Consider the following 22317-nt stretch of genomic DNA (forward strand, 5'->3'; position numbering starts at 1 on the left):
CCTGAGCTAGGCGGCCTGTATGCTGAATCCGTTATCACAAGCGCAAATTGAAGCAATTACCTTGTGGCATCTGGTTCAGCATTCGCTGGCCGGCTTCCGCAAAATTCAGGCGCATTACCCCAGCCTTGCCGATGCGCTGCAGGCCGGCCAGTTGCCGGTTTGGCAGGCTTTAGGCCTGCATAAAAGCCATCTGCAGCGCTTTCAGGAATTCCATACCGCGCAAGGCCGGCAGCAATTCCAGCGCTGCCTGCAGCAGATTCAGCAGCAGAGCGACTTTGTGCTGACCTGCGCCGATGCGGATTATCCGCAGCAGCTGCTCCCCTATTGCGACCGGCCGCCGGTGATTTTCGGCCAGGGCGATGCGCAAGCTTTGCTGCAGCCTCAAATTGCCATTGTCGGCAGCCGCAAGCCCAGCCCGCACGGCTGCCAGACCGCCTATGACTTTGCTTTCTATTTAAGCGAACAGGGCTTTTACATCTGCAGCGGCCTGGCGCAAGGCATTGACCAGGCTGCCCATCAAGCCGCGCTGAAGCACCGGCGCACCATCGCCGTGATGGGCACCGGGCTGGATCAGACCTATCCGCCGCAGCATCAGGGCTTAAGGCGGGACATTCAGGAGCGCGGCGGCGCCGTCATCAGCGAGTTCCTGCCGCAGACCCGGCCTCTGCCGCAGCATTTTCCGCGCCGCAACCGCATTGTCAGCGGGCTGAGCCTGGGCGTAATTGTCGCCGAAGCCGGCTTGAAAAGCGGCTCCCTCATCACCGCAAAGACCGCAGCCGAACAGGGCAAAGCAGTTTTCGCCATTCCCGGCCATATTTACGGCGAATTTCATCAAGGCTGCCATCAGCTGATCCGCGAAGGCGCAATCCTGATTGACCATCCGCAGCAGGCGCTTGAAGATTTGGCGCTGCCGGCGCAATGGCAAGCGGCGCAGCTGCAGGCTGCAGAGCCCGCCGCGGCGGACGAGCCGGATGTTCCTGAACACCTGCACGAACTGCATCAGCAGCTGGACTGGACAGGCCAGACTTTGGACCAGCTGGCGCAGCGCACGCAGCAGGATGCGCCGGCTCTGACCGCGCAGCTGATGGAATTGGAGCTGCTGGGCCTGGCCCTGCAGCAGGCCGGCTGCTATCTGCGTTGCCGTGCAGGCAAATAAGGTTCACAATAGCTTTCCACTGAATCCGCCTAAGGTACACGCCCCATGATTACCACCTCTGTTGCCGAAGCAGCAGCCTGCCTGAAACAGGGCCAGGTTCTGGCCTATCCTACAGAGGCTGTTTGGGGATTGGGCTGCGACCCTTTCAACGAGCGCGCATTCCGCGAAATTTTAAGCTTGAAGCAGCGCCCGGTTGAAAAAGGCGTCATCCTGCTGGCGGCCCATATTGCGCAGGTTGAGCATCTGCTGGCTGCGCTCAGCCCTGCAATGCGCCAAAAAGTGATCGAATCGTGGAGCGGGCGCGCGCCGACAGAGCGCGCCACTACATGGCTGCTGCCGGCAGGCGAAGAGATTCCCGGCTGGATTAAAGGCAGCCACCCGAAAGTCGCTGTGCGGGTCACGGCGCACTCGCTTTGCGCGGCCCTATGCCACGCCTTTAACGGCTTTATTGTTTCGACCAGCGCCAATCCGGCCGGCCTGGAGCCGGCGCGCTCGCTGCAGGAAGCCAGCCGGTATTTCGGCGCTGAGCTGCATTACCTGAACGGCGACCTCGGCCTCAGCCAGCAGCCCAGCCGCATCATTGATGCCGAAACCGGCGAAGTGATCCGCGCCTAGGCGCGGGTTTCCCTGCATTGGGCGGAAATTGGGAAAAAAAAAGCCCAGCCATATAGGGATGGCTGAGCATAAAAAAGGATGTGCATAAATCACATCCAGAGGGTCTTAAATCTCTGCGAAAATAAGCAAGAAATTATTAAGAATTTCTTCATCATTTTCAGAGCGCTTATTATGCGGCAAAGCGCATGATTAGACAAATAGATATTTCCTATTAATATAAATCCTTCAAATATTAATTAAAGATAAAAAACAGTATTTTATTAAATATATCTTCCTATTTTTGATCATTTTCTCAGAAAATAAAGATTTTATTCGTCTATATCGCGCGATGATATTTAATAAATAAAAGCTATATTTGATAAAAAAATATTTTATCTGTCCTGCTTATCCTTAACTTATTCTGCAATTTCGCGGCGCAGCCCCGGCTTTTTCTGCGCCAGCAGCACGCCCGCGATGGCCAGCGCCGTGCCGATGCTGTGGTAAATGCTCCACTGCTCCGCCAGCCAGAAATAGGCCATCACGGCGGTGAAAATCGGCATTAAATTCATGAAAATGCTGGTCCGGTTCGGCCCCAGCTGCTGCACCGCAATCATCCAAACCAGCGGCGCGGCCAGTGAGGGGAAAATGCCGGCATACAGGACGCTCCATCCATTCTGCGCATTGATGCCGTCCAGGCCAAGCCAGATGACGAAAGGCAAATGGTACAGCAGCGCAAAAAAGATCTGCACATACAGGCTGATGAACAGGGGAATCTGCAGCTGCCATTTTTTCAGAAATACCCCGTAAAAGGCGTAAAAGAACACCGCCGCCACCATGATGACATCGCCGGAATGCCCGCCCAGCGCCAGCAAATTGGCAAAGTCGCCCCTCGCAATCACCAGCAGCAGGCCCAGAAAGGAAATCAGGCAGCCCGCCAGCGCAAAGCGGCTGGGCCATTCCTTTAAAATGAAAATCGACACCACAATGGTGAACACCGGAATAAACGCATTGATGATGCCCATATTGGTTGCGCTGGTATAATGCGCGGCGCTGTAGCTCAGCCCCTGATACAATACCATGCCGAAGGCGGCCAGAACCGCCAGCTGCTTCCAGTGCGCCAGCACCAGCGCGCGCTGGCGCAGCAGCTGCGGCAGCATGAACGGCGTCAGCAAGGCAAACGCGATCAGCCAGCGGTAAAAGCTGATGCTGACCGGAGAAATAAATTCCGCCACATAGCGCGTCACCGCAATATTCAGCGACCAGATGAACACCGCGGTCAGCGGCAGCGCGGCCGCCCATTTAGCCATTTTAGGGTTCAGTTCCATCATTTCATTCTTTACGCAATGCCAGCAGACATTCTGCGCAATGTCCGATATAAATTAAATATTGATTTTCAGACAAATGTATTGCATCGCCGACACGGCCGGGCAATAGCGGATGCGGAGCGGCGCGGAATGACTGCAGGCCTGGAGCAGCGGATAGAAATTACCGAGCTTTTTTATGAAAAGGATGATGTCATCTATCCGCACAGCGGGCTGTGGGGAGATTTCAATTTCTGCCTGAACGGCATTCTGGAATATGAAGCTGCAGGGCAAATTCACTGGTCGCCGCCCAGCTACGGGCTGTGGCTGCCGCCGCATACCGCCCATCACTCGGTGGCGCTGGATGAGCACACCACCCACTATGTTGCGGTGCGCCTTGACCCCGCGCTCTGCCGGGGCTTTTCCGCGCAGGTGGAAGTGCTGAGCATTGCGCCTTTTTTCCGCCAGCTGATTCAGGAAACGCTCCGGCTCTGGCAGCAGGGCAGCTTGAGCCATTACCGCCATGCGCTGCAGATGGTGCTGGATCAGCTGCAGGCCGCGCCAAAGCATGACCATTACCTGCCGCAGTCGCGCCATGCCGTGCTGCAGCCGATTCTGGCGGATCTGGCTGCGCCCGCGCTGTTCACGAAAAGCCTGCAGCAGATTTTAGCGCGCTACGCGCTCAGCGAGCGCCAGCTGCTGCGGCTCAGCCAGGCCGAACTGCAGCTGAGCCTGTCCGAATGGCGCAGCCGCGCCAAAATCCTGCATGCTGCGGCGCAGCTGCGCCAGGGCATTTCAATTAAAGCGCTGGCGGCTGAACTGGGCTATCAGCACAGCTCCAATTTTATTGAATTCTTCAAGCGCTACACCGGGCAGACGCCGGCGCAGCTGAAAGCCGGCGCGACGCTAAGGCGCAGTGCGCCTCACCGTTAAACCTGTTCATTTTATGCACTTAAACAGCTTTCGTCGCAAAAATAGTCCATTTCAAAGACCACTGCTTCGCCTTGCACTGTAAAAAAAGCGGTGCTTTGTTTTACCGCTTCGCCTTGCGCTTTGCAGCTGCGCACTTGATCAAAGCATTCAAGCCCTGAAAAAGCCGGCATACAAAAATTAGCAAAACCCGGCCCGCCGGCACTTGCCGGCGCCGCCGTTTCCGGCTAAAACATTCAGTCAAATCATCAATAATCCGAGTATTTTCATGGCAGCTTCCGTATACAACATTCCGGTCAAGACCATTGACGGCAAAGAAACCACACTGAATCAGTATCAAGGCAAAGCGCTGCTGATTGTCAACGTTGCCTCCAAATGCGGCCTAACGCCGCAGTATGAAGGCCTGAAAAAGCTGTATGATGAGAAAAAAGCTGAAGGCCTGGAAATTTTGGGCTTTCCAGCCAACAACTTTCTGGAGCAGGAACCCGGCTCAGATGAGGAAATCCAGCAGTTCTGCTCGCTGAATTATCAGGTGGATTTTCCCTTATTCGCTAAAATTTCCGTAGCCGGCGCTGACAAGCACCCGCTGTATCAGGCATTGACCCGCGCCATTCCGGAACGCGCCGGCGAAGGCCCGTGGAAGCAGGACCTGATTGACTACGGCCTAACCCCGAATGAGCCGCCTGAAGTGCTGTGGAACTTTGAAAAATTCCTGGTAAATAAAAACGGCGAGATTGTCGCCCGCTTTGCGCCGGACATCACCGCCGACGACCAGCGCCTTGCCGGCGCCATCAGCGCTGAACTGGCGAAATAATTCCGAAAAGAAACAGCGGCCTGACAGCCGGAGAGCGCTTAGGCGCTCTTTTTATTGGCCTTTTTGTTGCTGCTTTGCAGCAATCTATTTTTAATTCACATTCCGCCCCTATATTAATTTTCAAGACACCAGATATACAGAGACAGACTGAAGATATGAAAAAATTCCTGCAAGGCGCGCTGCTCCCTTTCGGCATTTTTGCGGCCGGCATGGCGCTGCTGGGCTGCGAACAGGCCGTTCAGGCTGACGCTCAGGAAACTGAAGGCCGGCAGGCGGAAGCGGAAGCTGCGCCTCAGGCTGAACTGAAAAGCGGCAGCATGCTGTACATGATCCGCGACGTGGCCGACCTGCAGCTGAAAGCCGGCAGCTATGCCGAACAGCTGCAGCAGAGCAAAAGCGAGCTGCAGGATGCGCTGGACCAGCAGGATCACGCCAAGCTGCAGCAGGCCGCAGCCCAGCTGCAGCAGCAGCTGCAGGGCTTCAATCAGGCGCTGAACAGCGTGAACCTGACAACGCAGGAAATTTCCGGCATCCGCCAGAAGCTGCTTGCGGCCAATGAGCAGGCGCTGGCTTCGCCCCTGCTGAATGGCCAGGCCGGCTTCAGCCCAGCCGATTTTAAGAAAATTGAGCAGCAGATCGGCTCGATTCAGTCTGAGATGGTTAAATTGGCCGGCATGCTGATGCAAAGCGGCGGTGACGGCGCTGAATCCGCCAAGAGTTCTTAATCCCCACCGCGCCTTGGCCTGCGCATGGCCAGCCGCGCTTTCAGCAGGATGAAATTGCAGCGCAGTCTGCCGCATGCTTTAATGCTCAAAGCGCAGCCCACCCCCTATTCTGCCATGCAGCTGATTATTTTTACCGGCATTCAAGCTTCCGGAAAGTCGACTTTCTACCAGTCTTATTTTTACAGCACGCATCTGCGGATTAATTTAGACATGCTGAAAACCCGCCACCGTGAAAACATAATTTTTGAAGCGGCGTTGGCCTCTAAAACCAGAATGGTGATTGACAATACCAACCCTGACCGCGAAGCGCGGGCGCGCTATATGCAGCGCGCGAAACAGGCCGGCTTTGAAGTGATTGCCTATTATTTTGACACCGATTTAAGCAGCGCCTTGGCCAGAAACCGCCAGCGCCAAGGCAAAGCCAATATTCCGGAAGCCGGCGTCCGCGCCGCCTATAAAAAGCTGCAGCTGCCCAGCCTGGATGAAGGCTTTGATGCAGTATTTCAGGTCAGAATTGCCGAAAATGGCGGGTTTTCAGTCCATCCGCTTGGCGCATAAGCCGCGGCTAAGGCCGGCGGCTGTCCTGCCACACCTTAAAGGCCGCCTGCATCGCCTGCCGTTCATAAGGCTTCACCAGGCGGCTTTCCATATCTGCAAAGTCCCCTTTATAGGCGGCAGCCACCATGGCTTTCGCCAGCTCCTGGATGCTGGCGCGGCCCCGGTGCTCATAAGCTAAAATCTCGTCCTGAGTCAGGGCCAAGTCCCAGCAGGACACCACCGAGCTCATATCCACCGCAATGCTTAAATAATAGCGCTCAAAATCTTGATAAAGTTCCCAAAAATGCGGCTGGTGTTCAATCAGGTTCATCATAATTCATTAAACTGAAAACTGGACCGGTTTAACATACAGCAAGCGCGGGCTGCAAAGCTATGCCACTTTAGATAATGCGCCCGGCCTTATGCGCGCCAGGAATATGCTTTGCATAAATTGAACTTTACTGCTGTGCGCGGCAGATATAATGTAATAACTATTACTTTTATGTAGAAAACTCTACAAATGAAATACCTGATTCTGATTCTTTCATTGCCGACGCAAAACGCCGCAGCGCGGATGCGGATCTGGCGCGCCCTGAAAAGCTGCGGCGCGGCTGCGCTGCGCGATGGCGTATATGCCCTGCCGGACAGCGCCGGCAGCTCCGCTGCGTTCAAGCCCATTCAGGATGAAGCCGCTGCCGGCGATGGAACCGCCTACGTGTTTCAGGCTGAACCGCCGCCGGATTTAGAACTGGCAGGCCTGTTCAGCCGCGCCGCCGAATTTGCAGCGCTGTCCGTCCGGATCGCGCGTCTGCGCCGGGAACTGGCGGAAGATCAAAAAGACCAAGCTCTAAAGCAGGCCCGCAAGCTCCGGAAGGAACTGGAGAATTTAATCGCCATCGATTTCTTCCCGGAAGCGCCGCAGCAGCAGGTCAGCCATGAGCTGGCTGACCTGGACCGGAGCATCGCCCGGCTGGGAGCGCCGGATGAGCCGGCCTTTATGCCGGGCAGCATTGCTACGCTGAATCTGGCGGATTTTCAAGGCCGGCGCTGGGCCACAAGGCAGCGCCCATGGGCCGACAGGCTGGCTTCAGCCTGGCTGATCCGGCGCTTGATTGACCCTGCTGCTGAAATTCTCTGGCTCAGCGCGCCGCAGGACTGCCCGGCGGATGCGCTTGGCTTTGACTTTGACGGCGCAGCCTTCAGCCACATTGGAGACTGCGTGACCTTTGAAGTGCTGATGCGCAGCTTTGCGCTGGAAACGCCGGCCTTAAAGCGCCTCGCTCATATTGTGCATTTTTTAGATGCCGGCGGCGTTGAGCCGGCGGAAGCTGCCGGCGTGGAAGGCGTGCTGCAGGGGCTGCGCAGCGCCATCAGCGATGATGATCAGCTCCTGCAGCTGGCCGGCCATGTCTTTGACGGCCTGCTGGCCAACTTTCAGAGGGAAAGCGCATGAATCAAACTTCAGGCCTGAATGCGCCTGCGCAGGAAAACCCGGATTCTCCCTTGCCGGTAAGCTTCCGGCAGGCCCTGCGCTTCTGGCTGAAATTAGGCTTTATCAGCTTTGGCGGGCCCGCCGGGCAAATTTCCATCATGCATCAGGAGCTGGTGGAGCAGAAGCGCTGGATCTCTGAAAAGCGCTTCCTGCACGTGCTGAATTACTGCATGCTGCTGCCCGGCCCTGAAGCCCAGCAGCTGGCGATTTATATTGGCTGGCTGATGCACCGCACGCCCGGCGGCATTGCGGCCGGGGTGCTGTTTGTCCTGCCCTCGCTGCTGATTCTGATCTTTTTATCCTGGCTGTATATCGCCTTTGGCCACCTCAGCTGGGTCGCGGGGCTGTTCTACGGCATTAAGCCTGCGGTGACCGCGATTGTGTTCCATGCGGCCCACCGCATCGGCACGCGCTCCTTGAAGAATAAAGCGCTGTGGGCAATCGCCGCTGCCTCGTTTACCGCAATCTTTGTGTTCAATGCGCCTTTCCCGCTGATTGTGCTGGGCGCAGCCATGCTGGGCTATGCCGGGAGCAAGCTGGCTCCGCAGCTTTTCCAGCTCGATGCCGCGCATGGCCAAGGCAAGGCGTCGGCCGCCCGCGCGCTCATTGATGATGATACCCCTGCGCCGGCGCATGCCCAGTTCCGCTGGCGCAGCTTAGCCGTCCTGCTGCTGGCGGGGCTGGCCTTATGGGCCGCGCCGATTGGCCTGCTAACCGCCGCCTGCGGCTGGCAGCATCCGTTTACCCAAATGGCCTGGTTCTTCACCAAAGCCGCGCTGCTGACCTTTGGCGGCGCCTATGCGGTGCTGCCTTATGTCTATCAGGGCGCGGTCAGCCACTACGGCTGGCTCAGCCCGGCGCAGATGATTGACGGCCTGGCCTTGGGCGAAACCACGCCCGGCCCGCTGATTATGGTGGTGGCTTTTGCCGGCTTTATCGGCGGCTATACTCAGGCGGTTTTTGGCGCCGAGCACCTGTTTTTAGCCGGGGCAGCCGCGGCGGTGATTGTCACCTGGTTTACCTTCCTGCCGTCCTTCCTGTTTATTTTCGCCGGCGGCCCGCTGATCGAGTCAACGCATAACGACCTGAAATTCACCGCGCCGCTCACCGCCATTACCGCGGCGGTGGTCGGGGTGATTTTAAATCTGGCGCTGTTCTTCGGCTATCATGTGCTGTGGCCAAAGGGCTTTGAGGGCAGCTTTGAATGGGTCTCCGCCGCCATCGCCCTAGCCGCCGCCACCGCGCTGTTCCGCTATAAGCAGAATGTGATTCATGTGATCGCGGCCTGCGCCATGACTGGCCTGGCCGCAAGCCTGCTGCTGAAATAGCGCAGCTTCCGGCGCAGAAAGGCCCGGCGCTTCCCCAAAGCAGCGCCGGGCCTGAGATGATTTTCTATTTCAGCTTTATTTCAGCTTGAAACGCATTGCTTGGAATCTTAATCAGCTGCCCAATCCGCGCGGGCTGGGCAGCTGATGGCTTGGGCGCGCCTTCAGCGCCCCGGATGCACCGTCACAATCAGATGCTCCACCACCTGCGGCTCAGCCAGGGTCGAGATGTCGCCCAGGCTGTCCAGCTCATCGGCGGCGATCTTCCTTAAAATGCGGCGCATGATTTTTCCGGAACGGGTTTTCGGCAGGGCCGGCGCCCAGTGCAGCGCATCCGGCGTCGCCACCGGGCCTAAAATCTTGCGCACCCATGCCACCAGCTCGGTGCGCAGCGCTTCGGATTCGGCAGCGTCAGCCTGCAGCGTGACAAAGGCGCAAATGCCCTGGCCCTTAATCTCATGCGGCATGCCAACCACGGCCGCCTCGGCCACCGACTGATGCGCCACCAGCGCGCTTTCAATTTCCGCCGTGCCCAAGCGGTGGCCGGCGACATTCAGCACATCATCGACACGGCCGGTAATCCAGTAATAGCCGTCGGCGTCGCGGCGCGCGCCGTCACCGGTGAAGTAAGTGCCTGGATAGGTTGAGAAATACGCCTCAATAAAGCGCGCCGGATCGCCCCAGATGGTGCGCATCTGCCCCGGCCAGGAATCCTTGATCACCAGATTGCCTTCGGCTGCGCCTTCCAGCTCCCGGCCTTCGGCATCAACGATCGCCGGCTGCACGCCAAAGAACGGCCGCGTTGCGGAACCCGGCTTAAGGGCCGTCGCGCCCGGAAAGGGGGTAATCATAAAGCCGCCGGTTTCCGTCTGCCACCAGGTATCGACAATCGGGCAGCGGCCCTCGCCCACTACTGTATAGTACCAGTTCCAGGCTTCCGGATTGATCGGCTCGCCGACTGAACCGAGCAGGCGCAGGCTACTGCGGTCGCTTTCCCGCACAAAGGCGTCGCCTTCGCGCATCATGGCGCGGATCGCCGTCGGCGCAGTATACAGAATGCTGACATTGTGCTTGTCGACTATATGCCCGGTGCGCGCCCATGACGGATACTGCGGCACGCCCTCAAACATCAGCGTAGTGGCGCCATTCGACAGCGGGCCGTACAGCACATAGGAATGCCCGGTAATCCAGCCGACATCGGCGGTGCACCAGAACACATCGTCCTGCTTTAAATCAAAGACTTCGCGGAAGGTGCAGTTGACGTAGGTCAGGTAGCCGCCGGTGCTATGCAGCACGCCTTTGGGCTTGCCGGTCGAACCGGAGGTGTACAGGATGAACAGCGGATCTTCCGCATTCATCGGCTCCGGCGGGCAAATGTCGTTCACCGACATGATTTCCATGTGGTACCACAGGTCGCGCCCGGCCTGCATTTCAATCGGGTTGCCGGTGCGGTGCACCACCATCACCGCCTGCACCGACTCAGTTCCGGCGGCCTGCAGCGCCTCATCGACATTGGCTTTCAGCAGAATCGGCTTGCCGCCGCGCATGCCTGAATCGGCGGTGATGACCATTTTGGCCTGGCTGTCTTCAATCCGGCTGGCCAGCGCATCCGGCGAAAAGCCGCCGAAGACCACGCAATGCACCGCGCCGATGCGGGTGCAGGCCAGCATGGCGATGGCCGCTTCAGACACCATCGGCATGTACAGCACCACGCGGTCGCCTTTGCCGACGCCATGCTTTTTCAGCACATTGGCAAAGCGGCAGGTTTCATCATGCAGCTCCTCAAAGGAAATGATTTTATGCCGTGAGGGATGGTCGCCTTCCCAGATGATCGCCGGCTTATGCGGATGCTCCTTGAGATGCCGGTCCAGGCAGTTGGCGCTGACATTCAGCTGGCCGTCGGCAAACCATTCAATTTTGAAGTCGTCTTGATTAAAGCTGGTATTTTTGACTTGGCTGAACGGCGTAATCCAGTCCAGTTTCTGCGCCTGCTCGGCCCAGAATTCATCCGGCTGCTCCACCGATTTTTTATAGCGTTCGAAGTATTCCGCCTCGGAAATGCGCGCGGTTTTTTTAAAGCTTTCAGGTACAGGATAGATTTCATTCATAATGCTGCTTCCTTGTTTTTTCATCTCATCGCGAGATGCCATGCCACGTTCTTGGTTTTATATTTTCCGCATAGCCCCAGTATTACGGCTATTTTTTAAGCGCCGCAACCCTGCTTTGGTCGTATTTTGATCATTCCATTTAAAACATAGGCTTGGGGCCGAATTCAAGCGCTTCCTGTCTGATTTCGGTATCTAGGCGCGCAGGCGGCGCATATTTTTAAGGCAGCCGCCGGCATTTTCACGGCGCGGGCCTGCGCGCAGCATTTTGCAGCTTAAAGTCCAGCGGCTTTTCAGGCAGAATAGCGCAAAATTATTTTGACTATTATCCGGAACACCCGTGGCTGAAAAAGACAATGCCCTGACTGATGTCACCCAAGGCACCACGCAGCTTTTGCAGGAAGCGACTGAAAAAACCGCGCAGACTGTGATTGCGCATACTGCAAAATACAATGACGCCTACAGCACCATTGATAAATTCGCCGCAGCATTTTGGGAGCGCGTTCCCTACCTCTGCATCGCCCTGATCGTTTTTGCGGTCTTCCTGATGCTGTCCAAGCTGTTTAAGTTTTTTGTCCGCAAAACTCTGGCCGACCGCTCCTACACTAAGCAGAATCTGGTGCTGGTGCTGAACCGCGTCGGCAGTTCGGCGATTATGTTCATCGGCTTCCTGATCGCCATGGTGATTGCCATTCCGGGCTTCACCCCCGGCCAGCTGATGAGCGCGCTGGGCATCGGCTCGGTGGCCATCGGTTTCGCCTTCAAGGACATTTTCCAGAACCTGCTGTCCGGCATTTTAATCCTGCTCAGCGAGCCGTTTAAAATCGGCGATGACATTATTGTGTCCGGCATGGAAGGCACGGTGGAGGATATTCAGATCCGCGCCACCTTCCTGCGCTCGCCGGACGGCCGGCGCATTGTGATTCCGAACGCCACGGTCTACACCAGCGCGGTGACGGTCAATACCGCCTATCCGCGCCGGCGCTGCGAATTTGCAGTCGGCATCGGCTATGAAGATGACGTGCAGAAAGCCAAAGAAATTGTGATGGGCATTCTGGACCGCGATCCGGCCATTCTCAGCCAGCCCGGCTTCAGCGTCAACGTCAGCGCGCTGGCGGATTTCTCGGTCAACCTGACCGTGCGCTGGTGGATCAACACTTCGGAAACCACCATCTCCGGCTCCATCAGCGCCATTCAGGAACGCGTGATTCAGGCCTTTAACGAAAACGGCGTTTCCATTCCCTATCCGGTGCAGGAAGTGAAAATCATCCGCAGCGAGGCCACTGCCGGCTTACAGGCTGAATAAGCGCCCCAGCACATAAGGAATCACCGTTTCGGTGCGGATAATGCGGCTGCCCAGGCTGACGGCCCGGCAGCCGTTTTCCATCAGCAGGTCAATTTCATAGGGAATGAAGCCGCCTTCCGGGCCAATCACAATGCTGCAGGGATGGGCGATGCCGGAGGGCATTTTTTCCGCCGCATAGGGATGAGCGGCGTAGGCCGGACGGGCCGCCGCGATTTCAGGCAGGATATCTTCCACAAAAGGCTTGAAGCGCTTATGCAGCTGGATTTCCGGCGCAGCGGTGTCGCCGGCCTGTTCCAGCCCCAAATCCACATAATGATCCAGCTGCTGCAGGAACGGCGTCTGCCAGTAGCTTTTATCGACCCGGTAGCTGTGCAGCAGGATGATTTTTTCCACGCCTAAAGTCACGCTGTCCATAATCAGGCGGCGCAGCACTTTGGGGCGCGGCAGCGCCACAATCAGCGTCACCGGCAGCTTGGCCGGAACCGCTTCCTCCTGAACCGGCCGGAGCTGAATGCCCTGCTCCGTCACGGCAATGACTTCGGCCAGATAGCGCCCGCCTTCGCGCACCCCCACCTTCAGGGTATCTCCGGCCTGCACATTGAGATGGGTGCGCAGGTGCTCCAGCTGGCGCCGGGAACTGATGCTCCAAATCTCTGACTGGGTTTGGCGCGGATCAAGCAGGACAATATTCATAAGCTTCAGCGGTTAAATCGTTAAAAAAGCAAAAAAATCTGCGCTGCATGTCAAACGCTGACGGCGGCAGTTAAATTTGCGCAGGCTTTAAAAAGGGCAAACGCGGCAAAGCGCCGCATCACAGATACTGGTCAATCACCGCAATATGCTTCTGCAGCGAGCCCTGATTCTTGCGCAGGATCGCCTGCGCCTGCGCATTCATTTGCGCAGCCGCCGCCGGCGCAAAAACAAAATTCAGCAGCTGCTGCGCGGCCTGTTCCGCATCCGCCGCCACGCACAGCGCATCGGCCTGCGCAAATTCATCAATAATGGCCTGAAAATTGAAATAATTTGGCCCAACCACTGTCGCCACATTCAAGGCGATCGGCTCCAGCACATTATGCCCGCCGCCCGGCGCATTCAGCGAACCGCCGACAAAGCAGGCCTGGCTCAGAGCATACCACAGCCACAGTTCGCCCATGCTGTCGGCCAGATACACCTGCGTCTGCGGCTCAATGCGCTGCCCCAGGCTGCGGCGCTGCGCGCTGAGGCCCAGCTTCTGCGCTTCAGCAAATACCGCGTCAAAGCGCTCGGGATGGCGCGGCGCCACAATGCACAGCAGTTCAGGATGCTGCTGCAGCTGCGGCTTGAGCGCCTCCAGCAGGATCTGCTCTTCCGGCGCATGCGTGCTGGCAATGGTGATGATTTTGCGGCCGGCCAAAGGCCAGTCCCGCCGCAGCTGCGCAGCCTGTTCGGCAAAATGCGCCGGCGCCTGTATGTCGAACTTGATGCTGCCGACCACACGGCTCTGCGCCGGATTGGCGCCCAGCGCAATGAACCGCAGCAAAGCCGCCTGATCCTGCGCCAGCAGCTGATCCAGCCCCTGCAGCATCGGCCGGGTCAGGCTGGGCGCTTTGCCGTAGCCGGCGGCCGATTTTTCCGACAGGCGCGCATTAATCAGGATGCGGGGCACATTCAGCTGCCGGGCCTGATCAATTAAGTTCGGCCACAGCTCGGTTTCGACCAGCGCCAGCAGCTTAGGCTGGTATTTTGCAATAAAGCCGCCGGCCAGCTGCTTCTGATCGGCCGGCAGGTACACCGCCTGAAATAAGCCTTCATAAGGCGCTTTTAAAAACAGGGATTTGGCGCGCGCCTGCCCGGTCTTGGTGGTATTGGTCACCAGAACCGGATGGCCCGCCCGCAGATAATGCTCAATTAAAGGCTGGGCGGCGTTGGTTTCGCCCACCGAAACCGCATGAAACCAGAGGGCATGCAAATTTTTAGCCGGCTGAAACGGGCCGAAACGCTCAAGGCATTCTTGCTGGTATTGCGCCGGATTGGCGCCGCGCTTTTTAATGCGCCATTGATACAAAGGCTTAATGAGTGCAAGTGCTGCGTTATACCAAAAAGGAGTAGCCAAATAGTTTGCCCTGATGCGGATTCTCTCGGCAGAATATAGCAGAGCATTATCCGCATGTTAATGGATAATGCGCTGCCGTGGCCAGATTAATGCTGCGCGCAGCCGGCGCCGGCCCTGTCCTGCAGGCTTGGATAGTCGGTGTAGCCTTCCGCAGACTGCACGCCAATCATGCTTTCCAGGCGCAGCTCATTGAAGGGCGCGTTTTCCAGCAGGCGCTCATACAGATCCGGATTGGCGATATAGGCTTTGCCGAAAGAAACCGCATCGGCCTGGCCGGACGCCAGCAGCTGCACTGCATCGGCGCGGCTGAGGCGCATGTTGGCAATGTACGGCACTTTGCCGCCGGAACGCTGCTTCAGGTATGCGCTGATGCTGTCGCCGGCCAGATATTCGCGGGTAAAGAAAAACGCGATTTCGCGCTGGCCCAGCTGCTCCAGCACATAGCCGAAGGTTTCACGTGGATCATCATCGCCCATGTCATGCTCATCGCCGCGCGGCGCCAGATGCACGCCGACCCGCCCTGCGCCCCAGACCTCAATCAGCGCATCCACCGCCTGCAGCAGGAAGCGCGCGCGGTTTTCGGCGCTGCCGCCGTATTCATCTTCGCGCAGGTTGGTGCTGCTCTGCAGGAACTGGTCCAGCAGGTAGCCATTGGCGGCATGCAGCTCAACGCCGTCAAAACCGGCCTCTTTGGCGCGGACGGCAGCCTGCCTGTACTGTTCCGTAATGGCGTAAATTTCAGAAATTTCCAAAGGGTGCGGCGCCACATAGTCCCGCTTAGGGCGCAGCAGGCTGACTTGCCCTTTCTGCTGCACTGCGCTGGAAGAAACCGGCGTTGCGCCGTCCAGCAGGTCCGGATGGGAAACGCGCCCGACATGCCACAGCTGCGCCACAATCAGGCTGCCTTGGTCATGCACCGCCTGCGTGACTTTTTTCCAGCCTTCGACCTGCGCGTCAGTAAATAAGCCCGGTGTATTCAGGTAGCCATTGGCCTGTTCTGATATCACCACCGCTTCAGAGATAATCAGGCCTGCGCTGGCGCGCTGCGCATAATATTCCGCCATCATTGCGGTCGGCACGCGCTCATCTGTTGCGCGGCTCCGGGTTAAGGGCGCCATCACCACGCGGTTTTTCAGGTGCAGTCCGCCAAGGATTAAAGGAGAGTTGAGTTCAGCCATATCCGCCTCATCACCCGCCCTATTCAAGGTTTAGAGCGAGTTTTGCAAGTAGTCAATATACTGCTGAATGAGCGCTTCGTTGCGGGAAAAATACGACCATTGGCCGTATTTCTCAGCCTGAATCAAGCCGGCCTGCTGCAGCACGGACAAATGATTTGACATGGTGGACTGCGAAACCTTGCCGAGCTTTTCGATATTGCCTGCGCAGACGCCGCGCTTAAAGCCGCCGCACTGCTCTTCAGACAAAAACTGCTCAGGATGTTTCAGCCATTCCAGAATCTGCCGCCGGGTCGGATTGGCCAATGCTTTAAAAATTAAATCAATATCCATAATTCAGACAGGTTTAATTAAAAATTAAAAAATCGGCGCAAAGCGCTATTCAGCATCCTGAAAAGCAATATATCGTATTTTTTCGATTTTAATATTGATTATTTTAGATATATTTTCAGAATGCCGTTAGCGCTTTATTTTTTAGATAAATTTAAATTACAGGCCCTGCTTCAGGCTGGCTTCAATAAATTTATCCAAATCGCCGTCCAGAACTGCGCCGGTATTGGAGTTTTCCACGCCGGTGCGCAGGTCTTTAATGCGCGAATCATCCAGCACGTATGAGCGGATCTGGCTGCCCCAGCCGATGTCGGACTTGGTGTCTTCCAGCGCTTTGGCCGCGTCATTGCGCTTCTGCATTTCCAGTTCATACAGCTTGGCGCGCAGCTGCTTCCAGGCATGGTCGCGGTTGGCGTGCTGCGAGCGCTGATTCTGGCAAGCCACCACAATTCCGGTCGGCGCATGCGTCAGGCGCACCGCAGAGTCGGTTTTGTTGATGTGCTGGCCGCCGGCGCCGGAAGCCCGGTAAGTATCGGTGCGCACATCGGCCGGATTGATTTCAATTTCAATATTGTCATCGACTTCCGGAGAGACGAACACCGCGGAGAAAGAGGTGTGGCGGCGGTTTCCGGAGTCAAACGGCGACTTGCGCACCAGGCGGTGCACGCCGGATTCGGTGCGCAGCCAGCCGTAGGCATACTCGCCGTCCACCCGGATGGTGGCCGATTTAATCCCGGCAACATCGCCGTCCGACTCTTCCATCAGCTCGGCTTTAAAGCCGTGGCGCTCAATCCAGCGCATGTACATGCGCAACAGCATCGACGCCCAGTCCTGCGCCTCGGTGCCGCCGGAACCAGCCTGAATTTCCACATAGCACGGGTTCGGGTCCATCGGATTGCTGAACATGCGGCGGAATTCCAGTTTCGCCAGTTCCGCTTCCGCGGTATCCAGCTCCGCCTGCACATCCGCCAGCAGGCTTTCATCATCAGCTTCTACCGCCAAATCCAGCAGCGCCTGCGCGTCTTCAATCTGCGCCGACAAGCCTTCCAGAACGTTCAGCACGTTTTCCAGCTCACCTTTTTCTTTGGCCATGGCCTGCGCGCGGTTCTGGTCATTCCAGATTGCCGGGTCTTCCAGTTCGCGGAGAACCTCTTCTAAACGCTCTTTTTTCAGATCGTAGTCAAAGATACCCCCGTAATGTCTGACCACGGCCGCTTAAGTCTTTTAATTGGTTTAGATAAGGATTGATTTCCACGTGAAATACTCTCAAACAAAAATTGGGCTTAAATAGCCGGCAATTATAGCACAGACCGCCTGCGCAGCTGCAGCCTGTTTGCGCCGCGGCTGCAATTGGCCGCAGCCCGCGCCTGGCGGGCAGCGCGCCGGCATGCAAAACAGGGCTTTATTGTAAAACTTTTTAACAGGCGCGCATTGCGCCGCCTGGCGCCGGCAGGCGCGCACCGCGCTTTTAAGCTGGCTAAAAATGCGACTTTTAACAGCCCTAAGGCATGCGCTGAGGCCGGCGGTTTTGGGCATCCGGCAGGGCAGCATTTGCTTTAAGTTAAAGCTAAATATTGATCAAATCAGCATAAATCCACAATATCCCCACAGTTTCAACAAAACATAACATTTAAATAATTCAGATAAATATCAAACAATTAATAGAATATTTTTTACATAAGCTTACCGCTGCAGCATTTCTGCAACCTTATGGAAATTGACGCGGCGGTTTTTTGCTCTAAACTGAAAGTTGTAACAAGAAATGTATTAATTAAGCCAAATTTCAGAGGGGTATGATCCATGAAAAAATTAGCAATCGCTTCAGCGCTGCTGTCTGCTTTGGCCATCACCGGCACAGCACACGCATACCAGGCGGAAGTCGGCGCTTCAGCAGGATATATCGATCCAGATCATGGCAGCTCTGGCAGTGAATTCGGCGTAAACGGCACCTATTACTTCAACCCGGTGCAAACCCGCAATGCGCCGCTGGCGGAAGCAGCCTTCCTTGACCGCGCCAGCAATGTTAAGGCGCATGCCTCATTTGCTGACCGCGGCGATGTTGATGACAACACCTACGGCGCAGGCATCGAATACTTCGTGCCGAACTCCGATTTTTATGTCAGCGGCGACATCAGCCGCAACAATCTGGAAGTCAAAACGCCGGCAGGCAAAGTAGACCGTGACACCACTTACTATGCGGCTGAAGTCGGCTACCTGCCGGCGCCGGGCTTCCTGGTTGCAGCCGGCGTAAAAGGCTATGACAATGACAAAGATGACGGCGCAGACCCAACCCTCCGCGCCAAATACGTGACGCAGCTGAGCAACGGCAAAGACATCAACCTTGAGGCCGGCGCGTCATTCGGCGATCTGGATGAGTTCAACCTGGCGGCCGATTACTTCATCGACAAAAGCTTCAGCGTCGGCGCGGACTACTACAGCAATGACTTGAAGGATCAAAGCGAATTCGGCATTAACGCCCGCAAATTCTTTAATCAGCAAGTCAGCCTGGAAGGCCGTGTCGGCTTTGGCGAAGTAGGCAGCAATGACTACAACTCATTTGGCGTTGCAGCCAAATACCGCTTCTAATCCAGCGGCTGCGATCCAATCCCAATAAAAAACCGCTCAATTGAGCGGTTTTTTGATGGGCGGCATTTGCCTTACTGTTCAAGGTGCAGCACCCGCAGCTGCAGGCTGGTCACGCCATTGAAGGTGTTTTTATCCAGCTCATACACCAGGCGTACCTGCCCCTGCGCCGGGTCAAAGGCGTATTTCCCGGCCGCATTGAAGGCAATCGCCTCCAGCGCCTGCCCGGAAGCCAGCGCCAGCCGCAGCTTCAGATGCGCGTCTTTCAGCCAGCGGTAATCCAGCAGCTTGAAGCGCCCTTCAAAAACCGGCGCTGGAAACTGCTGCCCCCACGGCGTCAGCTGCTGCAGCGCATCGGCCGTTGCGGTTTGCAAAGCCTCATCCGGCAGCGCGCCATCCGTCCACAGCACAGCCTGAAACAGGCTGCTGTCCTGCCCAGCCATCAGCTGTTCAAACTCAGCCTTAAACGCTGCGAAATTTTCCTTCAGGATGGTCAGGCCAGCCGCCGCCGCATGCCCGCCGAAATGGCTGACCAAATGCGGATGCTGCTCGGCAATCCGCTCAATGCTGTCGCGGATATGAATGCCTTCAATCGAGCGCGCCGAGCCTTTAATATGCCTGCCATCCTGATCGGCGGCAAACACGATTGCAGGCCGGTGAAACTGCTCTTTCAGCCGCCCAGCCACAATCCCGATCACGCCCTGATGCCAGTGCGGCTCAAACATGATCAGCGCCGGCGGCAAGTTATCCTGATCCAGCTGCAGCTTAGCCAATTCCGCCAGCGCCTCCTGCTTCATCTGGCTTTCCACCTGGCGGCGCTCGACATTCAGCTGATTCAGCTGCTGCGCCAAGGGATAGGCGCTTTGCATGTCAGGCGCAAGCAGGCATTCAATGCCGATGTCCATGGTTTCCATGCGCCCGGCCGCATTGATGCGCGGGCCAAGCACAAAGCCCAGATCCTGCGCTTTCAGCTGCGCGGGATCACGGGCGGCGATGTCCAGCAGGGCGCTGATGCCGGCCCGGCCCAGGCCCTGCTGAATGCGCTTTAAGCCGGCATCGACCAGAATCCGGTTGTTGTAGTCCAGGCTGGCCACATCGGCATAGGTGCCCAAGGCCACCAGATCCAGATAGCCGGCCACTTTGGCCGAAGCTTTGCCCTGCCTGGCGCGCAGGCTGGACAGCGCGGCCAGCACATAAAATGCCACGCCCACGCCGGCCAGCGCCTTGCTGGGAAACCCGCAGCCGGGCTGATTCGGGTTGACCACCGCTTCCGCCGTCGGCGTGGCTTTAGTGGTGAGATGATGATCGGTAATGATCACCTGCATGCCGTGCGCCTGCGCCTGCGCTACGCCGGCATGGCTGGAAATGCCATTGTCCACGGTAATCAGCAGATCCGGGCGGAAGGCTTCAAAAGCCAAATCGGCAATTGCCGGAGTCAGCCCGTAGCCGTATTTAAAGCGGTCGGGCACCAGATAATCGGCATGCGCGCCCATTTCGCGCAAAGCCAGAATCATCAGCGCCGTGCTGGTGGCGCCATCGGCATCATAATCGCCGACAATCACAATTTTCTTCTGCTGATCTATCGCCTGATCCATCAGCTGCACCGCTTCCGGCAGCCCTTTCATGCCGGGCGCCAGCAGATGCTTCAGCTTCAGCTCAAGCTCCTGTTCCGACGCCACCCCGCGGCGCGCTAAAATCTGCGCAATAAACGGCGCAACGCCCTGAATGCTTTCAGGGCGCGTGATCAATGGCCTTTGCTGAATTAAAAGCTGCGGCACTTAAGGCATCAGCCGCTGCAGCGTCCAAACGCCATCGGCTTTTTCATAGCGCAGGCGGTCATGCAGGCGGTTCGGGCGGCCCTGCCAGAACTCATAATAGTCCGGCTGCAGGCGGAAACCGCCCCAGAATTCCGGCTTGGCCAAAACCGCCTTGTCCGCCACCTGATCCTGCAGGTCCTGAAACCGGCGCTGCAGCGTTTCACGGCTGTCAATCACCCCGCTCTGCGGCGTGCTGATATGGGCCGCGATCTGACTGTCGCGCGGGCGCTTGCGGTAATAGGCGGCCGACTCGTCTTCAGGGATCTTTTCCACCTTGCCGCTGACCCGCACCTGGCGCTCCAGCTCAGGCCAGTAAAACAGCAGTTCGGCATAGGGATTTTCGGCTAAATCCGCGCCTTTCTGGCTGTCATAGTTGCTGTAAAAGTCATAGCCGGCCTCTGCGGCGCCGCGCAGCAGCACCGTGCGCACATGCGGGCGGCCCTGCGCATTGGCGGTAGCCAGATACATGGCATAGGGTTCATGCAGCTTGGCTTCCAGCGCCAGATTGAACCAGTCCAGAAACTGCGCATGCGGGTTTTGCGCCGCCTGCGCTTCATGCAGCTCGCCTTTCTGATAGCTGAGGCGCAGCTCGCTTAAATCTTTAATGACATCGCTCATGGCATCTCCCCTTAAGCTGCGTTCGCGCGCACGGCATCGGCCAAATGATTCGCCAAGGCCGTCACTTCTTCCAGCTCTTCGCCTTCCACCATCACCCGGATAACCGGCTCTGTGCCGGATTTGCGGATTAAGATGCGCCCGCGCCCTTTCAGCTGCTGTTCCGCTTTGTCAAATTCCGCGGCTAAAGCCGGCACGGCGTAGGGGTCAAACATCTGGCTCAGGCGCACATTGACCAGCACGTTCGGCAGCAGATTGAAGCCTGCGGTCAGTTCATGCAGCGCTTTCTGCTGCGCCACCATTACGGTTAAAACCTGCAGCGAGGCGATGATTGCATCGCCCGTGGTGCTCTTGTCCAGCGTCAGAATATGGCCTGAAGGCTCGCCGCCGATGCTCCAGCCCTTGTCGTCCAGCGCCTGCAGCACATAGCGGTCGCCGACGCTCGCGCGCACAAAAGGCACCTGCGCCTTGTCCAGCGCAATTTCCAGCGCCATGTTGCTCATCACCGTGCCGACAATGCCTGCCGGCTTCTGGCTGGCCTGAGTCGCCAGAATATACAGGATATGGTCGCCGGTCACCTGCTCGCCGTTTTTGTCCACCATAATCACCCGGTCAGCATCGCCGTCAAAGGCAATGCCCAAATCGGCATGATGCTTAAGGACCGCTTTCTGCAGATTTTCCGGATGCGTTGAACCGCAGTCCTTATTGATGTTCAGGCCGTCCGGATCGTTATATAGCGCAATGACTTTGGCGCCCAGCTCGCGGTAGACCGACGGCCCCACGCTGTAGGCTGCGCCGTTGGCGCAGTCCACCACAATTTTCAGATGCGAAAGGTCCAGATGGTAAGGGAAGGTCGATTTGCAGAACTCAATATAGCGGCCATTGGCGTCCTTCACCCGCAGGCTTTTGCCCAGATTGGCCGTATCTTCAATCAGCATCTCCTGTTCCAGTTCCTGATTGATCGCATCCTGCAGTTCATCCGGCAGCTTTTTGCCTTCGCCGGAAAAGAATTTAATCCCGTTGTCAAAATACGGGTTATGCGATGCTGAAATCACAATGCCCAGGCTGGCATGCAGCGCGCGGGTTAAATGCGCGATGGCCGGCGTCGGCAGCGGCCCCAGCAGGTGCACATACACGCCGGCAGCGTTCAGGCCGGCCTGCAGCGCGGCTTCCAGAATATAGCCGGAAAGGCGGGTATCTTTGCCCAGCACGACAATCGGCTTGCTTTTTTTGCTGGTGCGCTTTAAAACCTTGCCGGCAGCGAAGCCCAGCTTCAGCGCAAACTCAGGTGTAATCGGAAGTTCCCCAAACTTTCCGCGAATGCCATCCGTACCAAAATAACTCATCTTCTGCTCACTTTCTTATTAACGTGCGGTGATATTCATCATCCGGTTCAAACTGGATTTACTTTACACCAAAA

General features: G+C 57.1%; 21 protein-coding genes. 10 read left to right on the forward strand and 11 right to left on the reverse strand.

From position 1 onward, the window contains the following. The first annotated feature begins 19 nt into the window (after positions 1-19). Positions 20-1156: a DNA-processing protein DprA gene (gene dprA / locus BEN74_RS10085; RefSeq protein WP_068910223.1), complete on the forward strand. Its 1137-nt coding sequence runs from the start codon at positions 20-22 to the stop codon at positions 1154-1156. Positions 1157-1201: 45 nt separating this feature from the next. Further along, complete coding sequence (locus BEN74_RS10090) at positions 1202-1771, forward strand: L-threonylcarbamoyladenylate synthase (RefSeq protein WP_068910226.1); 570 nt, start codon at positions 1202-1204, stop codon at positions 1769-1771. Between the two features lie 395 nt (positions 1772-2166). On the opposite strand, the gene BEN74_RS10095 is transcribed toward BEN74_RS10090, so the two are convergent. Then, complete coding sequence (locus tag BEN74_RS10095) at positions 2167-3075, reverse strand: DMT family transporter (RefSeq protein ID WP_068910318.1); 909 nt, start codon at positions 3073-3075, stop codon at positions 2167-2169. A 129-nt stretch (positions 3076-3204) separates the two neighbouring features. Between BEN74_RS10095 and BEN74_RS10100 the strand changes: the two genes are divergently transcribed. The 4 genes from BEN74_RS10100 (at position 3205) to BEN74_RS10115 (ending at position 6078) form a co-directional block, all read left to right on the forward strand. Next, the gene (locus tag BEN74_RS10100; RefSeq protein WP_068910320.1) at positions 3205-3984 is read left to right on the forward strand and encodes a helix-turn-helix transcriptional regulator; all 780 of its coding nucleotides are present in this window, start codon (positions 3205-3207) and stop codon (positions 3982-3984) included. A 265-nt stretch (positions 3985-4249) separates the two neighbouring features. Beyond that, complete coding sequence (locus BEN74_RS10105; protein WP_068910322.1) at positions 4250-4795, forward strand: glutathione peroxidase; 546 nt, start codon at positions 4250-4252, stop codon at positions 4793-4795. Positions 4796-4950: 155 nt separating this feature from the next. Further along, positions 4951-5520: a hypothetical protein gene (locus BEN74_RS10110; RefSeq protein WP_068910228.1), complete on the forward strand. Its 570-nt coding sequence runs from the start codon at positions 4951-4953 to the stop codon at positions 5518-5520. A 114-nt stretch (positions 5521-5634) separates the two neighbouring features. Continuing rightward, a complete protein-coding gene (locus BEN74_RS10115) occupies positions 5635-6078 on the forward strand; it encodes an AAA family ATPase (RefSeq protein ID WP_068910324.1) in 444 nt (147 codons plus the stop codon). Between the two features lie 7 nt (positions 6079-6085). On the opposite strand, the gene BEN74_RS10120 is transcribed toward BEN74_RS10115, so the two are convergent. After that, a complete protein-coding gene (locus BEN74_RS10120) occupies positions 6086-6388 on the reverse strand; it encodes a hypothetical protein (RefSeq protein WP_068910325.1) in 303 nt (100 codons plus the stop codon). A gap of 189 nt (positions 6389-6577) precedes the next feature. Here BEN74_RS10120 and BEN74_RS10125 point away from each other — a divergent pair, with 189 nt between their 5' ends. Then, positions 6578-7510 (forward strand): chromate resistance protein ChrB domain-containing protein, encoded by a 933-nt coding sequence (locus BEN74_RS10125; protein ID WP_068910230.1) that lies wholly within the window; start codon positions 6578-6580, stop codon positions 7508-7510. Then, positions 7507-8877 (forward strand): chromate efflux transporter, encoded by a 1371-nt coding sequence (gene chrA, locus BEN74_RS10130; protein ID WP_068910232.1) that lies wholly within the window; start codon positions 7507-7509, stop codon positions 8875-8877. Before BEN74_RS10125 ends, chrA begins: the two co-directional genes overlap by 4 nt. 161 nt (positions 8878-9038) lie before the next feature. On the opposite strand, the gene acs is transcribed toward chrA, so the two are convergent. Next, a complete protein-coding gene (gene acs, locus BEN74_RS10135) occupies positions 9039-10982 on the reverse strand; it encodes an acetate--CoA ligase (RefSeq protein WP_068910234.1) in 1944 nt (647 codons plus the stop codon). A gap of 337 nt (positions 10983-11319) precedes the next feature. On the opposite strand from acs, the gene BEN74_RS10140 reads away from it, so the two are divergent. Further along, positions 11320-12285 carry a mechanosensitive ion channel family protein gene (locus tag BEN74_RS10140; protein WP_068910236.1) on the forward strand — a complete coding sequence of 322 codons (966 nt, stop codon included), beginning with the start codon at positions 11320-11322 and terminating at the stop codon, positions 12283-12285. On the opposite strand, the gene BEN74_RS10145 is transcribed toward BEN74_RS10140, so the two are convergent. From BEN74_RS10145 to prfB, 5 genes are all read right to left on the reverse strand, one after another. Continuing rightward, positions 12271-12978: a 16S rRNA (uracil(1498)-N(3))-methyltransferase gene (locus BEN74_RS10145; RefSeq protein ID WP_068910238.1), complete on the reverse strand. Its 708-nt coding sequence runs from the start codon at positions 12976-12978 to the stop codon at positions 12271-12273. The two genes, BEN74_RS10140 and BEN74_RS10145, sit on opposite strands and share 15 nt — an antisense overlap. A 118-nt stretch (positions 12979-13096) precedes the next feature. Beyond that, positions 13097-14377 (reverse strand): 3-deoxy-D-manno-octulosonic acid transferase, encoded by a 1281-nt coding sequence (locus BEN74_RS10150; protein WP_068910240.1) that lies wholly within the window; start codon positions 14375-14377, stop codon positions 13097-13099. Positions 14378-14463: 86 nt separating this feature from the next. Further along, the gene (locus BEN74_RS10155; RefSeq protein ID WP_068910244.1) at positions 14464-15555 is read right to left on the reverse strand and encodes an alkene reductase; all 1092 of its coding nucleotides are present in this window, start codon (positions 15553-15555) and stop codon (positions 14464-14466) included. Between the two features lie 30 nt (positions 15556-15585). Beyond that, positions 15586-15885, reverse strand: coding sequence for an ArsR/SmtB family transcription factor (locus tag BEN74_RS10160; RefSeq protein ID WP_068910246.1), 300 nt, complete (start codon positions 15883-15885; stop codon positions 15586-15588). Positions 15886-16041: 156 nt separating this feature from the next. Then, a protein-coding gene (gene prfB, locus BEN74_RS10165; protein ID WP_100249731.1) for a peptide chain release factor 2 occupies positions 16042-17137 on the reverse strand; the annotation gives its coding sequence in 2 pieces (ribosomal slippage) (positions 16042-17064 and positions 17066-17137; 1095 coding nt in all). 545 nt (positions 17138-17682) lie between these two features. On the opposite strand from prfB, the gene BEN74_RS10175 reads away from it, so the two are divergent. Beyond that, complete coding sequence (locus BEN74_RS10175) at positions 17683-18468, forward strand: putative porin (RefSeq protein WP_068910251.1); 786 nt, start codon at positions 17683-17685, stop codon at positions 18466-18468. 71 nt (positions 18469-18539) lie between these two features. Here the strand turns inward: BEN74_RS10175 and recJ are convergent, their stop codons facing one another. From recJ to glmM, 3 genes are read right to left on the reverse strand one after another with little or no spacing between them, the layout of a single operon-like run. Then, complete coding sequence (recJ, locus tag BEN74_RS10180; protein ID WP_068910253.1) at positions 18540-20243, reverse strand: single-stranded-DNA-specific exonuclease RecJ; 1704 nt, start codon at positions 20241-20243, stop codon at positions 18540-18542. Next, complete coding sequence (pdxH, locus tag BEN74_RS10185) at positions 20244-20900, reverse strand: pyridoxamine 5'-phosphate oxidase (protein WP_068910255.1); 657 nt, start codon at positions 20898-20900, stop codon at positions 20244-20246. A gap of 11 nt (positions 20901-20911) precedes the next feature. Beyond that, positions 20912-22243: a phosphoglucosamine mutase gene (glmM, locus tag BEN74_RS10190; RefSeq protein ID WP_068910257.1), complete on the reverse strand. Its 1332-nt coding sequence runs from the start codon at positions 22241-22243 to the stop codon at positions 20912-20914. Positions 22244-22317 lie beyond the last annotated feature (74 nt).

Origin of the sequence: Acinetobacter sp. WCHAc010034 (genome assembly GCF_001696615.3) — a bacterium.
Classification (GTDB): Bacteria; Pseudomonadota; Gammaproteobacteria; order Pseudomonadales; family Moraxellaceae; genus Acinetobacter.